This is a genomic window from Arenicella chitinivorans (assembly GCF_014651515.1).
GTDB classification, from domain to species: Bacteria; Pseudomonadota; Gammaproteobacteria; order Arenicellales; family Arenicellaceae; genus Arenicella; species Arenicella chitinivorans.
This window is the reverse complement of the sequence record NZ_BMXA01000001.1, coordinates 745,320-759,328: the sequence shown is the minus strand read 5'-3', so window position 1 is coordinate 759,328 and position 14,009 is coordinate 745,320. Positions and strand designations below refer to the sequence as shown.

The 14,009-nt window shown below is 49.4% G+C and carries 9 protein-coding genes; 4 read left to right on the top strand and 5 right to left on the bottom strand.

Annotated elements, in window-relative coordinates; all coding sequences use genetic code 11:
- Positions 1 to 208 precede the first annotated feature (208 nt).
- The gene (locus tag IE055_RS03375; protein WP_189398570.1) at positions 209 to 1,012 is read right to left on the bottom strand and encodes a DUF5694 domain-containing protein; all 804 of its coding nucleotides are present in this window, start codon (positions 1,010 to 1,012) and stop codon (positions 209 to 211) included.
- A gap of 165 nt (positions 1,013 to 1,177) precedes the next feature.
- Here IE055_RS03375 and IE055_RS03370 point away from each other — a divergent pair, with 165 nt between their 5' ends.
- The 4 genes from IE055_RS03370 (at position 1,178) to IE055_RS03355 (ending at position 8,960) form a co-directional block, all read left to right on the top strand.
- Positions 1,178 to 2,557 (top strand): MBOAT family O-acyltransferase, encoded by a 1,380-nt coding sequence (locus IE055_RS03370; RefSeq protein WP_189398569.1) that lies wholly within the window; start codon positions 1,178 to 1,180, stop codon positions 2,555 to 2,557.
- A 41-nt stretch (positions 2,558 to 2,598) separates the two neighbouring features.
- Positions 2,599 to 3,765, top strand: coding sequence for an alginate O-acetyltransferase AlgX-related protein (locus IE055_RS03365; protein ID WP_189398568.1), 1,167 nt, complete (start codon positions 2,599 to 2,601; stop codon positions 3,763 to 3,765).
- Positions 3,766 to 4,102: 337 nt separating this feature from the next.
- Positions 4,103 to 7,624 (top strand): pectate lyase family protein, encoded by a 3,522-nt coding sequence (locus IE055_RS03360; protein WP_189398567.1) that lies wholly within the window; start codon positions 4,103 to 4,105, stop codon positions 7,622 to 7,624.
- A gap of 244 nt (positions 7,625 to 7,868) precedes the next feature.
- Complete coding sequence (locus IE055_RS03355; RefSeq protein WP_189398566.1) at positions 7,869 to 8,960, top strand: serine hydrolase domain-containing protein; 1,092 nt, start codon at positions 7,869 to 7,871, stop codon at positions 8,958 to 8,960.
- A 31-nt stretch (positions 8,961 to 8,991) separates the two neighbouring features.
- Here IE055_RS03355 and IE055_RS03350 read toward each other — a convergent pair whose 3' ends face one another.
- The 4 genes from IE055_RS03350 to IE055_RS03335 form a co-directional block, all read right to left on the bottom strand.
- Positions 8,992 to 9,960 (bottom strand): family 43 glycosylhydrolase, encoded by a 969-nt coding sequence (locus tag IE055_RS03350; RefSeq protein ID WP_189398565.1) that lies wholly within the window; start codon positions 9,958 to 9,960, stop codon positions 8,992 to 8,994.
- 183 nt (positions 9,961 to 10,143) lie between these two features.
- Positions 10,144 to 11,754: a hypothetical protein gene (locus IE055_RS03345; RefSeq protein WP_189398564.1), complete on the bottom strand. Its 1,611-nt coding sequence runs from the start codon at positions 11,752 to 11,754 to the stop codon at positions 10,144 to 10,146.
- Between the two features lie 267 nt (positions 11,755 to 12,021).
- The gene (locus IE055_RS03340; protein WP_189398563.1) at positions 12,022 to 12,684 is read right to left on the bottom strand and encodes a 2OG-Fe(II) oxygenase; all 663 of its coding nucleotides are present in this window, start codon (positions 12,682 to 12,684) and stop codon (positions 12,022 to 12,024) included.
- Positions 12,685 to 12,839: 155 nt separating this feature from the next.
- On the bottom strand, positions 12,840 to 13,973 hold the full coding sequence (locus IE055_RS03335; RefSeq protein ID WP_189398562.1) for a PepSY-associated TM helix domain-containing protein: 1,134 nt from the start codon (positions 13,971 to 13,973) through the stop codon (positions 12,840 to 12,842).
- Positions 13,974 to 14,009: the final 36 nt, after the last annotated feature.

Sequence of the window (14,009 nt, the reverse complement as noted above, 5' to 3'; positions counted from 1 at the left end):
CATTCAACCGATAATCAACCAACACCGCACCGACGCCATTCACCACACACGCGGGCGCAGCTAGTTTGCTGAGAACACTTTTCGCGCGCCGCTAGCATGCAGTTTGAAAACCGACTACGTTCACGTCACCAGTCAAAACCAACACCGGCGCGAGATTGATGTCGATGAACTCGAACAAGAGCCACCAACAAACAAGTACGTGGTCAAATTACAACAGCGGCACGATTGATCTCGCTTGTCGTTTCTGATCTAACTCAAGCAGGTCCTTCATAATTGACGTATGACCTTGTCCGGCCAACACCAATACACGCTCGCCGGGCTGCGCAATTTTTTGCACGTTGGCATACATACGAAAGTTGCGATGCCACCAGCTGGCAGCAGAATCGGCGCCGTAAAAGCCCTCGCCCATCGCGCCGACTTCATTGGTCAACAAATAGAAACTCTTATTCTGCAAATCTCGTTGCGTGGAGTTCATTTCACGCAGCATCTCGCCCAGTGTCAGCGTGGCGCTCAATGCATTAAATTCAGCCACCAAGTCTTGTACGGTGGATTCAAACTCCGCTTGCAGTGCGGGGTTCGACTCTGGCATCACCTTATGTAAAGCCTCTGCTTTCCACTGCACCTCTCGTTCATCAAAACATGTGACCTGAGCTAAACCCACCTGCTTCGCCACTCGGTAACCAACCTGATCAATTTCGTTGACTGCGAGCGCATAGTCACCTTTCAGATATGCCGCATACTCCTTATCAACCTTTGCTTGTGACGCCAGTGCACACTCTAACAAGACGGCCGTTGGCTTGAATTCATTAGCGATGCGTTTGGTCATAGCTTGCAGATAGACCTGATTGTCATGCGTTAGCACATTGACTTCATCGTGTTTCACGACATCCAGACCAGGGTTACTAAAGTGAAAAGTACCAAACATCATCACTTGTGCAGCGTCTGATTCGGCTGCGGCGGTATTCAGGGATAAACTCAGCAGGATCATCAAGTTTGCAGCAATGTTTTTCATTATCATTCTCGTGTATGGGTGGTTAGTGATGCTAGTTTGATGCGAGTCCAACCTATTCGGATTCAGTTTTTTTAATCGACTTGATGATCACCAATCTACCACCACTTGACCGTCAGTACCCTTTTGCAAGATCATCACCACTACGCATCCGACTAGAGCTATCTCGTGGTCTTTTCTTCCTCCATATTCCTATTTGTTTTCCTACCGTTATTTTTCACCGCGTATGCGACACTGCCTTTTAGGAATGTCACTATTTTATGTTTTAGTCTGTTCTTTTATGCTTGGGGCGAAGGTTTGTATGTGGCGCTTCTCCTAGTCAGCATAGTTTGCAATTACTGGATTAGCAAACGCATTGATCACGGCCCACGAAAGCGACTTGCACTCGCGATCGGTGTCGGCCTAAATTTAATTTTTTTGTTCTATTTCAAATACTTCGGCTTTGTGACGACTGAGATACTCGGACTCACTATCAATCGCCAACAACTCCCCGTTCTGCCACTGGGCATATCGTTCTTCACGTTTCAGGCAATCTCATATCTCGTAGATGTTTATCGGCACGACGCCAAACCAGCCAACTCAGTATTGGACCTCGGTCTTTATATTTCCATGTTCCCCCAGCTAATCGCCGGCCCCATCGTGCGCTACGCCAGTATTTCGCAGGCGATCCGTAATCGTGTAATCGAGTTCAATGATATTCAAGCTGGATTTAGTTTGTTTATTATTGGTCTGAGTCAAAAATTAATTTTAGCCGATAAAATGGCATTGGTTGCCGACGACGTGTTCTCCATGTCGAATGCATCTATCTCAACTACCGCGGCCTGGTCTGGTGTGTCTGCGTATACACTGCAAATATACTTTGATTTTTCGGCTTATTCATTGATGGCAATCGGCCTCGGCAGGATTATTGGCTTTCACTTACCGCGAAACTTCGATTATCCGTACCAGAGCACATCACTCAGTGAGTTTTGGCGTCGATGGCACATTTCTTTGTCCACCTGGTTTCGGGACTATCTCTATATACCGCTGGGAGGCAATCAACGAGGTAAATTTCGAACTTATCTAAATCTAATCATCGTATTCACACTGTGCGGAATTTGGCACGGCGCGGCTTGGAACTTTCTGTTGTGGGGGTATTTCCACGGATCCGTACTCGTGATAGAGCGTATCGGCCTAGCGCGGTTACTGAAACGACTACCGCCCTTCATGTCGTGGCTATACCTGATTTTGGTTGTGATGGTTGGTTGGGTCTTCTTTCGAGCTGAAAACCTGGATCAAGCGATCACGTTTCTAACCGCTATGGCGGGATTCGATGGACAACAACAACATACATTTGCCATGTTCTTTAGCCCCGAGGCTAGACTCTTGTTCCCTATTGCAGCGATCGCATCATTCCCAGTTTATTCCATTGTTACTCGGCTAGTGAAAGGACCTCCTCCCTGGTTAACCTGCACACTCAGAATCGCAGGCCTAATAAGTCTCGCGCTACTTTGTATGGTTTTGGTTGTGTCAGGGAGCTATAGCCCATTTATCTATTTCAGGTTCTAGATATGACAAAACTTGTACAGGACTATGGTTATCGAGCACGCGTGACCACGCTGCTGCTGGCGATATTGCTCTTTACTCCCGCTATGGCAGGTTTTTACAGCGACCATCAATTACGGTCTGCCATTGAAAATCGAACACTAACAACTTTCCCAGATCTATCAGCTAAAACCATCTGGTCAAACCTGAGGGGCGATACGAGCATACAAAAACAAACCTCGCATTTTGTTGATGATCATATTGGCTTTGCACTGCCATTGAATCAGATGTATCGGCGTTTTTTGTTTTACCGCCTCGGCGAAAGTCCAAATCGACGAGTTTTCCGAACTCAAGATGGTTTTGTATTTTTAAGCTACCATGCCAGCACCAAGTTCAGTGCCATAAATGGTTCATGCCCGGACTACAATGCGGCGCGGCTAAACAGGAGTCAGCAAAACCTTAGAACATTTCTCCAAAGTTTACAGGATAAGAGTGCGCGATTAGCGGTCACTGTTTACCCAAGCAAACCCAATGTTTACCCAGAAGAATTGCATAGCGGCGTGCCAGCCGAAACTCGTCGTCGCTGCGATACGGCCAAAATATTGAGAGAAATAAATGCTGGGCGGCAAACAAGCGAAGAATTCAACGCCATATTCCACTACCCGCTTGACGAGTTCAAGCAGCAACGTGACACTGCGTATTTTTACCCGCCACAAAACTTTCATGCTTTCGGCATGAGCACATCGCTATTTGCCACGTCGCTTTTGAAGAAATTGGAGATTCAGGTACCTGATGATGTCAATGACGGAAAACGGTTAGTCGCGCGAGGTAGTGACCTTAGTATGTTTATTGGGTTTATTGCTGAAGGCCAAGCTTGGCATATCCCCTACGCTGAAAGGGGCATTTCCCTACAGCCAACCGATTGGATAGCACAGGCTCTCGATTCGGACCCATCCATAACAAGAGCTCACACCACTCAATACCTCACTCAAAACCCATTAAGTAACAAACGTGCGCTTGTCATTTCAAATTCATTTGGCACTTATACAGCCCGAGACTTAGCGATTGGATATCGTTCACTGACACAGATCAACATCAATATGTTACCGGACGGTGGGATGTCAAATTTCTTGGCAAGTGACGTTTTTAAAGAAAGGTACGACGATATTATTATCGTATTGCATGATGCAGAAATGGTCGCTAATGGAACGTTAGGCCGACTCCAAATGTAATCAGACTCAAAGAGATATTTCTGAAATTTGACTTGATCTTACCTGACATTTGTGAAATATTTGCTACCGGTAGCATTTATGCATGTGTCCATTATTGTGCGATATATTGGATTTATTGTCATTTAAATAAATCAATTTTGACCTGAACTCACCAACCTCAGTGATCACCTCGCATTTTTTTAAGCACATAATGCTACCGGTAGCATTTAGTCCAAGAAGTACGCCAATAACATCAAATACGAAGCGTACACAACGAAGCTTGCTATCAAAACTTACGACAAAGAGGCCGTGCCAGGAGTATTCAGCGGCTAAATAGAAATCCTACAGGAGGAAAACCATGAGGAGTTTAACTCGTCTGGCTGTCGCCGTATCGACAGCCTGTTTCTTATCGCCTGCGCTGACCCACGCGCAAGCAACCGGCTTCGCGGGCCAAAATGGTGGCACCACGGGTGGTCAAGGGGGGCCGACCGTCCGCGCTACTAGTGGCACACAGATTCATCAGGCACTGTGTTCACGTCCCACCAGTGACTCGCCCATCATCATCGAAGTCGAAGGCACAATTAACCACGGAAACACTTCGAAAGTCAGTGGTTCAAGCTGTAATACTGCCGACGATAAAATTGAAATCAAAGACGTCGACAACGTGACCATCATCGGTGTTGGTAACGGCGCATTGTTTGATCAATTGGGCATCCATCTGCGCAATGCCAACAACATCATTGTGCGAAACGTGGCGGTACGAAATGTTAAAAAATCTGGTTCCCCTACCTCTAATGGCGGCGATGCAATCGGCATGGAAAGTGATGTTTCCAATGTTTGGGTTGATCACGTGACGCTCAGCGCCGATGGCGGCGAGTCGGAGGGCTACGACAGTTTGATCGACATCAAAGCTGATACTCGTTACGTTACCTTGTCCTACAGTTTGTTGCAGGGCTCAGACCGCGGCGGCTTAGTAGGGTCTAGCTCGAGCGATCTCGGCAATGGGCCACTGACATGGCACCACAATATTTTTCGCGACCTAAACTCCCGCGTGCCATTACTACGTGGCGGTTTCGCGCATATTTACAACAACTGGTACGACGGCATCCGGTCAACGGGTATCAACTCACGACGCGGTGGCGAAGCGCTAATTGAGAACAACTATTTCCAAGACGCGCGTAACCCAATCGGGACCTTCTATGATGATGTTTCCGGTACGTGGGATCTGCGCGGAAATGTGTTCGACAACATCAATTGGGACACCTCACCGAGCGACGAAGACCCAGCTGGCCCGAATCCTCAGTCCACAGCCAGCCTGGCAGTGCCTTATGGGGTAAGTTTAGACGATGCGGGCTGCGTACCGGCGTTGCTTGCTCAAATTGCCGGTGCCAATAAGGGAATGCTCACGTCAGACGGCAGCTGCAGTGCACCAGACCCTGACCCTGACCCAGATCCAGATCCGACGCCCGATCCAGATCCGGACCCGAATCCAGGTGACGGTAGCAATGTCGAACTAACCGCAAATGCGGCAAACTTGAATCAAGCCGATATCGAAAACAATCACAGTGGTTTTACCGGCAGTGGATTTATAGATTTCGAAAACAACAGTACAAGTGGGGCCAGCTGGAGCTTTACCAGTAGTCAGTCTGGGAACGCCACGATCAAACTGCGTTTCGCTAATGGCGGCGGCAGTAGCCGTGCAATGAACCTAAGCATCAACGGCAACACGCAGCAAACTATCGATTTTTCAACCACGGGTGCATGGAACAACTGGTCGGAGATCTCGGTACCGGTTTCTGGACTGGTGACGGGCACAAACGAATTGTCTGTCAGTTCAGCCAACCCCAGCGGTGGGCCAAACATCGACAAGATCAACGTTATTTTTGCCGATACAGACCCTGATCCGACGCCGGATCCGGATCCCGACCCAACACCTGATCCAGACCCGAACCCAGGTGATGGCAGTTATGACGACGGTCCCAACCTCAGTATCGGTGCTGGTTCCGACGGCTCGAGTAAAGCGTCAGGTACTAGCTACGGAAACGTGCGCGACGGCAATCTCTCAAGCTACTGGTCTCCAAGTGGGAACACGGGGCGAATTTCCATAAAATGGAGTGGCGGTGAAACGATTAATGCCATCAATATTGTTGAAGCTGCTGGGTTTGAAGGCCGTATTGGCAGCTGGCGTGTGGTGAATGATGATAACGATGGCCAGATCGCCAGTGGAACTGGCGCCGGCGTGATTCGGTTTAACCAAGTTACTTTGGATAAGGTCAACTTTGTGATTGATTCTGCCTCATCCCAACCCGCAATTGCCGAATTTGAGACCTACCTAGCAAGTCAATCTGGTACGCAGAACCCCGATCCTGATCCAGACCCAGATCCCACACCAGACCCGGATCCAGATCCGAACCCTAATCCAGGTGGCGGTGATGACAATGCATTAGACTCAAGTGGTAACCCGACGGCAGCGTGCCTAGACTTAATCAATAACGACAACACCAACTGGGATGAGTCCTCGCTGCGAAACGAGCAACAAATCGTGACGTGTCTGTCCGTCACGCTGGGCAAACCTATTGGTTACGGTGAGCAAGCTCGCGGTGGTTACGATGCAAGCGGCGGCAGTGATCTGGTGGTGATTCGTGCCAACGGCAGTTCATCGCCAGAACAACAGTTAGCCGCAGCGATCGACTCAGATCAGCATAATTGGATCGTGTTCGATAAGGATGACTTTAGTTCGGAGACTGAAATCGCGATGTACCGGCTACAATGCAACAATGGGGCGGTACAAAGCGCCTTGGGCATTTCATCGGCGAGTCAGTGTATTGACTACAAAAACTGGTGTGCGAACAATGGCGTGTCTTCCAGCAATTGCGCCGACGAGTTTTTCAACCAACGTCTCAACGATTCTGATTTACCCATTCGCAACCTGACGATCGGATCGAACACCACACTCGACGGGCGCGGTGCCAACGTCAAACTGATGTTCAACGGATTTAAAATTGGGGCAGACAGCTCTGGCCAGTCAACCCGTTTATCCAACAGTGTGATCGTCACCAATCTAAGCTTTGAAGGCGCCGGACATACCGAAGACCACGGTCTAGACCCGGATATGCTCCGGGTCACCGGCGAATCAAATGATGTCTGGATTCATAAAAATTCCTTTATCAATACCGGTGACGCCGCGTTCGACGTTAAGGTTGGCGCCTACAACACCACTATCTCGTTCAATCGATTGGTGGATGTGTTGCGTGCGTCACTACACGGGTCGTCTGACAGCCGCGTAATCAATCAACAGATTACCACCACACTGCACAACAATATGTTCATCACGACCGACGCCTTTTACAACCGAGGCAGAAGCACATTGCGTCGTGTACCGTTGCTCCGCCGTGGTTCATCGCATCACTTTAATAATGTGTATGTCGATTACTGGAAAGACATCGCCAGCGTTCGTGTTGGTGGCACCCTGCACTGGGAAGACAACCTGTTTGTCGGCTTGAGTGCTGTGCAAAATGAGGACTCCGATTTAGCAGACGCTTTCAGTAAATGGCAGGTGGAACTCTCAGACGGCGTCGTGCGTGATGGTAGTTTCACCGATGACGGCAGCGTTGTGCAGTTTGCCAGCGGCAATTGTCGTTTGAATTCCAGCTATCGCACGGGTTACTCAGGTGACCCCGGTAATGCGCGCAATTTGAGCCTTGATTACAGTGCCACGTCGTCACAAGCCATCGCGAACAATCAAATGGCTCCGAATCAAGACCTATTGGATTACGTGAACGCCACCGCCGGCGTACGTGGCGCGACGCCATATAACTCGCCGATTGCAAAATCACGTTCGCAGGTTCTGGCTCTAAGTCAGCCTAATTGCAAACAATAACCCACCAACCTGTTCTACGGCCAGCAATTGCTGGCCGTAGAATCAGCCATTCCCCTCTGATTCTCTTTAAATAAGCCGAGTTACTAGCGCCACTTCCGAATCATGGCGCTGGCTTTGCAGCGTGACTCTCTGCTACTGTTGTCCATAATTCACCGCACTGTGGGCGTGGTTAGAAACCTGCCCTTCTTCGCCGCGTAACTTGATATTTCTGAATGCGCAGCACACACACGGAGACCGCACGGATATGAAGTCACTGCTCTGCCACATCGCATTACTAGTCTTATTAATCTGTTCGCCTTTCGACGCCGAGGCCACCCCACCGCCAGTCAATCTGAGCGACTTTTTGAAAGAAATCGACGCACTCCGAATACAAGCTCGGATTCCCGGTTTGTCCGTCGCCGTAGTCAAAGATCAGCAGCTGTTAGTCGCCGCCGGCCTTGGCTACACCAACCTTGAGCAAAAAATTCTGGCCGCTGCGGATACCCCGTACGATATCGCCTCGGTGACTAAGCCGATCTCGGGCGTGGCAGCGATGCAACTGGTCGACGCCAAGCAGATCGACTTGGATCGGCCCATAGCGGAATACAGTGATTGGCGCGGATTTTGTGAAGCATTCTCACAGCAGCCGTCCATTTTTGCAAAAGACCTGAGTTGCGAGCCCGCTACTCACACCCTGCGACATTTACTGACGCACACCGCCACCCAGCAGCCCGGCACCAACTTCAGTTACAACCCAGTCCTGTTCTCCTGGGCCTCACGTCCAATTATGGCAGTGGTCGAACAGAGCTTTTCTGAACTAGTGGTTCAAAATGTATTCACACCGACCCAAATGCACCAATCTGCGCGCACACACCGTGAACGCCCATTACCGCAAGCGATGCAGCGGCGCCTGCCTAGCTATTATTCCCTCGATAACGACGGTAACGCGGTCCTCGCTGCTCCGGGATCACCGCAAGGTGATGGGGCTGCCGGTGGTGTGCATTCCACGGTAGTCGATTTGGCAAAATTTGATATCGCGCTGGATCGTGGTGAATTACTCAGTGCGGACGCACGCCAAGTCATGTTCAGTCCAACGCCGCTAAAAAATGGCACACTGGCACCGTATGGCATTGGGTGGTTCATCGAAGACTACCAGGATCACCTGTTGGCCTGGCACTCAGGCTGGTGGGAAAACCGCTCTTCGTCTCTGTACATCAAGGTACTCGACCAAGATGTGAGCCTAATCATGCTCGCGAACAGCGAGGGTATCTGGTGGCATAACGCGTTGGACAAAGCCGAAGTAGCGCGTTCAGCCTTTGCCCAAGTATTTTTTGCCACCTTTCTCAGCACTGAGTAAAATCAGTACGTTGACTGCAAGGCAGGCGTGACTATTCGATGGCGGAAACGCCTGCGTCCGTGCGTTCTACTTGCTGAATCGAGCCATCGTCATTGAAATAAAGATACTCGGCGGCCACGTGACGCTGTTTGCGATGACAGGTAGAATTGAGGTCGAGCCAGCGATGATAAAACAGAATCCACTGTCCCTTGAACTCGACGATTGAATGATGGTTGTTACCGCCTTCGGACTCCATGATGACACCCTCATACGCCCAGGGGCCGGTCGGACTTTTACTGGTGTAGTAGGTTAACTTGCGGTTATTTTCAGGCATGGTGAAGTAGTAAAGCCCTTGCCGCTTGAATACCCAGGGGCCTTCCATCTTGGGTTCATATCCGCCCATATCCATTTTGATGAAATCGCCTTTCACACTGCGCATATCCTCAGCCATCTCAATCACTTGGTAATCCGCACCTTGGCCGTGAAAATAGAGAAACGCACGACCGTCATCATCAATAAAAAGACTGGGGTCATTGGCATAGGGATCCGTCCAGAGCGGCGCACCAATCATGTCTTTGAATGGGCCAGTTGGCGAATCACTCTCGGCCACACCAATTCCCATCCACTTAGTGCTTTTCTCTGGGTGGACGCGATCTTTATAACCCGTACCGGCTGGAAAGATGAGGTAATACTTGCCATTTTTATAAGCCGCATCTGGCGCCCAGGCAAAGTTATCTGCCCACGTCAGCTCATTGACCGATAGACTCGGCCCGTGATCTACCCAGTCCACTAGGTTTGATGATGAAAAGGTATGCCAGTTTTTCATGTAAAAATCGGGCTGACACTCTTCATCATGCGAGGTATATAAATACATCTTACCGTCCGACCAGACGTGTCCAGAGGGGTCAGCAGTACGAATACTACTGCCAAAGTCCAGCGGATTTCCCGCCTCCGCTGTGAGCGTTCCCACACTCGCTGCCAAAAACAAGTTCGTTATAACAAGACACTTTAATCGATCCATTTTTTCTCCTTTTACCCATCAGGCTTATATTATTTATCCAATAAGTATAACGTTTCGCGGCACCTGACGGCGGCGGCGCGGCTGATAAATTTTTAGGCTTTTGGTCGACTTTTGTCTTAGTCGATAAAGTAAGACCCCAAAGTCGACATAACTTTGGGGCCCTTAGATTAAAACAACGACGGATTATTGACTAAGCCATGCCTTTTCCGTTTTAGCAACGTCCGCTTTGAGTTGTTCGAGGAAAGCGTTGACACCATATTCCGTGCCTTTTTGAATCAACTCATCCAGCTCTTCCACCTTAATGGCGCTCCGCTTGACATCTTGACCAGCGAACTGCATTTTAAGCGACTCTCGAACTTCCTGGGTTTGAATCGCGATGCCACCTAACACGTAATCAATCAACAACTCATGCGGTGGGCAACTCAAACACACAGGGTCAATGTCGATTCGCGGGATTAACTCTTTTTCAAGCAGCTTACAGAGCCAAGGTCTAACAACGCAAATATTCTGTAATACAAACTTAAGCACACCGCATTTTCCCCAACGACGAACGAGAGATGCGTTGAAACTACGGCCAATGTCGTAAATCGAATCGCGCCCGAAATCGTAGACGTACTCCTCAATAAATGGGTAGTCAAACTGCGCGTCCAACACATCAAATGTGCAACGATTTTTGTACAAACCCTTGGGCGCGAGGTACTTAGCAACATTGAGAAAATAGCGCCCAATTTTGGCCCAGTTTTTACCACCGGCAGCTTTGATCCCATCGACATTCATACCAAACCAGTGGTGCCAGGTGGAGTCCACCACAACGCGACCGACGTTGGCTTTATGACCGTCATATGCACTGATCATATCGAAGGTGTATTGTTTAACCTCGCCCTTTTGTAAATTGTATTGGTGCGAATTCTTACCGGTCGCAATGATACGCGGTCGCTCACGGTTGCCCCCTACTTCCGGATACTCGTCCGTATTCGCCACAGTCGTGGAAAACGGAACGGCCGCGTTTAAGGTGATGGACGCGGGTTTTTCACATTCACCTTCATGCGGATGGTCCGGCATCACATTGATGACGCCATACTTTGGATGGCACAAAATTTCATGCGGATAATGAAGCCGTCTGAAAGGACTCGTGTAAAGCTTCTTGAACGGCAGCGCTGTTATGGTTTGCGGATACTCATCACTTTGTGCTGTATTTGGCACCAAGCCGGTGCCAGCCATTTGTGCGGCATCGGTAGGATCAGGCTGGTTAGTATCAATACGGTCCTCGCCACTACCAGGTGGAACACCATCCGTCGTGGTCCATTTACGCATGCTTCCAACTCGAGGAATCTTACTCGCCAAGCGCTGCCCCAATGTGGAATGGTCGCCGGTAGCGAACACACCGTGCCCTGCGTTCATCCACTCGTGCAATGCGGCGAGCTGATCATCAGGCAATGCGGTACTACTCGATTCAATGGCAAAAATGAACATCACGTCAAAATCATTCAAAATCAACTGCCCATTGGCTTTCTGAGATGTAAACTTGAAATTACTGTAGTGGGGATCGTTGTCACCTGGGGTATCGTCAATGACCACATTACCACCACCGTATCCATACACGGCACGTTTGACCGAAATCTGCGTGCAGCCTAAAGTCTTGCCCTGCATGTACTCGTAGACCGTATTGATGCTGGTAAGCCCGCCATCAATTACCATCAGTACGCGCAGCTTGGTTTTGCGCAGATAGCGATACCAGTCGTGGTAATGACGCAGCTCTTTGAGCTCCACGTGCGTTAATATATTAGGTTCCATTTAATTGCTCCTTTTATTGTCCTTAAGACATCAGTTAAGTAGATGGAAGGTGAGTGACAACCACACCAGACTGGCAGCGGTGAATGACCCCTACTTACTTTATTTCCTTTTCACACCATCCCAGTGTGCGCAGCGTCATGCTGTTCAACGACCTCCCGTAAAATGCTCGGTAATTCCTCACCAAGCGTAGGCAGCATACGTGCTGCCCCAGCTATACACTATCCTTAATAGTGATGATGGAAACGGCGGTACAGTGACAGCGGAAGACTATCGAGGCGGATCAACTTTACCGTTGATCGAGGTATTGACCCGATACCAGCCAGCCACAGAGTAACGATCTCGTGATGCGGGTAAGACTTCATGTGGAAATTCTTCGCTTAGAAACACGGCCAAAGTTCCGTATAAAGGCACCACACGGGTTCCAGTTCGATCCGTGTCACTGTGATACAACACCAGTTCCCCGCCATCGTGTGCAGTCCACCCCGGATTGAGGTAGGCAACCACCGATAAGACGCGATTGGTTTCCCCACGAAACGCATCGTAGTGACGTTTATAGTAATCACCTGGTGAGTAGTGTGCGAAATGACTCTCGAATGAGAATAAGCCAAGGAAAAGACGTCGATTCAAATACGCCTGCAGATCCGCGGTCCACGCGTTCCAGTGTCGACCAGCGTCTGATTCACCGGTGATCCAGCAAATCGCGTCAGTGCGAACAAACTCATTTTTAAGGTAGTCATCACCACGACCAATCCCCGCCTCCACAAACTTGGTCTCCTGTATACGCTGTGCATGTTGATACAACGCATCGGTAACTTCGGCTGGCATCGCGCCAGCTTGAACACTAAAGCCTTGGGTTTCGATATCCTGTGCAATTTGCTCAAATAAAAGTTCGTCGCCGGGCAACGGAGTTGCTACCGGAAAAACTGTCATGGGAGCTAATGTCTGATCAATCGCATCCAAATTCGTGTTCTTCTATTAACGCGCCAAGTAGCGCCGTATGCTGAGTTAACTGGGCGTAATAGTACTGCCAAACGTCAACGTCACCTAGCAAAAAAAACACGATTTATCGGAGATCACTAGATCGACTAACTGGTAGCGTAAGCCATCGCAGATCGTTTCTTTTTGGATCGCCGATGCGACCAGATATAGACACCGGTAATGCCCAAAATAAGCGGGGAAAGTCCGAGGATGCACCAGAGAAGCTTGCTGAAAAGACCTCCGAAAGAGCCAAAGTGCAGCTCTCGAAAACTATCAGTGACTTTGATTACCGCATTGGCATCACGACCGTCGATTGCAGCCATAAGCACACCACTCTCGCGGTCATAGGTCACGGTGGACGAGTAATCGCTGGCAAATGGATTCACGCTTGGTTGGTGCCCGAACACCGTAAAATGCACTTCCGGCTCATACGGATACAGCAGATAGGTTGGAGTAAACGCGTCAAGTTGTGACCGACTGTCATCAATCAGCGACTGGAAATCGATCGACGGATCATACAACGCTGCCGTTGGATAGTAGTGCTCGTCACTCGGGTGTTCAAATACCTCATGGTAATACTCCAGCGCATTGAAGTAGATGCCAGTGATTCCAAGAATCAGGATCACGGGCGACGCCCATGCACCGATCAGTCGATGCAGATCACCTGAGAACACGCGCAAGCTTTTATGCCAACGTAAGCTGAATAGATTCAGCCAAAATTTGCGATGAATTATCAGGCCACTGATCCCCAGAAAAGTCAGGATCAATGCCGCGACCAAGCCAATAATCGTACCCCACTGCGAGTGCTCATCACCAAGACCATTGAGCAGAAATGTGTAATGCAGGTTTAACAACCAATCAGTCAAGTTTGAGGTCGTCGACACGGGGGCACTGAGCACCTGGTTCGCGTGTGGATCAAAATACACTTTGAACCAATCGTCTGTGTTTTTTTTAACTAGGTAGACTCGATCGGCTTGCTTGCCATCGGTGAACACCTCCCAAGCACCAAGGATATACTCTGGGAAGGCTTGTTCAATATTCGACTGTAATTCGTTGTGGTTTTTACGCGAGAATATCACGCCGGACTGCTGGTGATACGGCAAAGCTGCAGCATTCGGCATCAGGAATTGGTCGATCTCGGTCTTGAACACCAAAATACTGCCGGTCAGCGACACGATCACCAATGGGATCAGCGCAATCAGAGCCAAATAACTGTGAAGCTTAAAAAGGGTGCGACGCATAAACCACCTGATTTAAAAATAGAATGCGCTGCCCAT

What these genes read in the sequence shown, in the direction of transcription:
- IE055_RS03340 (WP_189398563.1), bottom strand. Translation starts at nt 12,684, where the DNA reads ATGACAGTTTTTCCGGTAGCAACTCCGTTGCCCGGCGACGAACTTTTA.
- IE055_RS03335 (WP_189398562.1), bottom strand. Translation starts at nt 13,973, where the DNA reads ATGCGTCGCACCCTTTTTAAGCTTCACAGTTATTTGGCTCTGATTGCG.
- IE055_RS03360 (WP_189398567.1), top strand. Translation starts at nt 4,103, where the DNA reads ATGAGGAGTTTAACTCGTCTGGCTGTCGCCGTATCGACAGCCTGTTTC.
- IE055_RS03355 (WP_189398566.1), top strand. Translation starts at nt 7,869, where the DNA reads ATGAAGTCACTGCTCTGCCACATCGCATTACTAGTCTTATTAATCTGT.
- IE055_RS03350 (WP_189398565.1), bottom strand. Translation starts at nt 9,960, where the DNA reads ATGGATCGATTAAAGTGTCTTGTTATAACGAACTTGTTTTTGGCAGCG.
- IE055_RS03375 (WP_189398570.1), bottom strand. Translation starts at nt 1,012, where the DNA reads ATGAAAAACATTGCTGCAAACTTGATGATCCTGCTGAGTTTATCCCTG.
- IE055_RS03345 (WP_189398564.1), bottom strand. Translation starts at nt 11,754, where the DNA reads ATGGAACCTAATATATTAACGCACGTGGAGCTCAAAGAGCTGCGTCAT.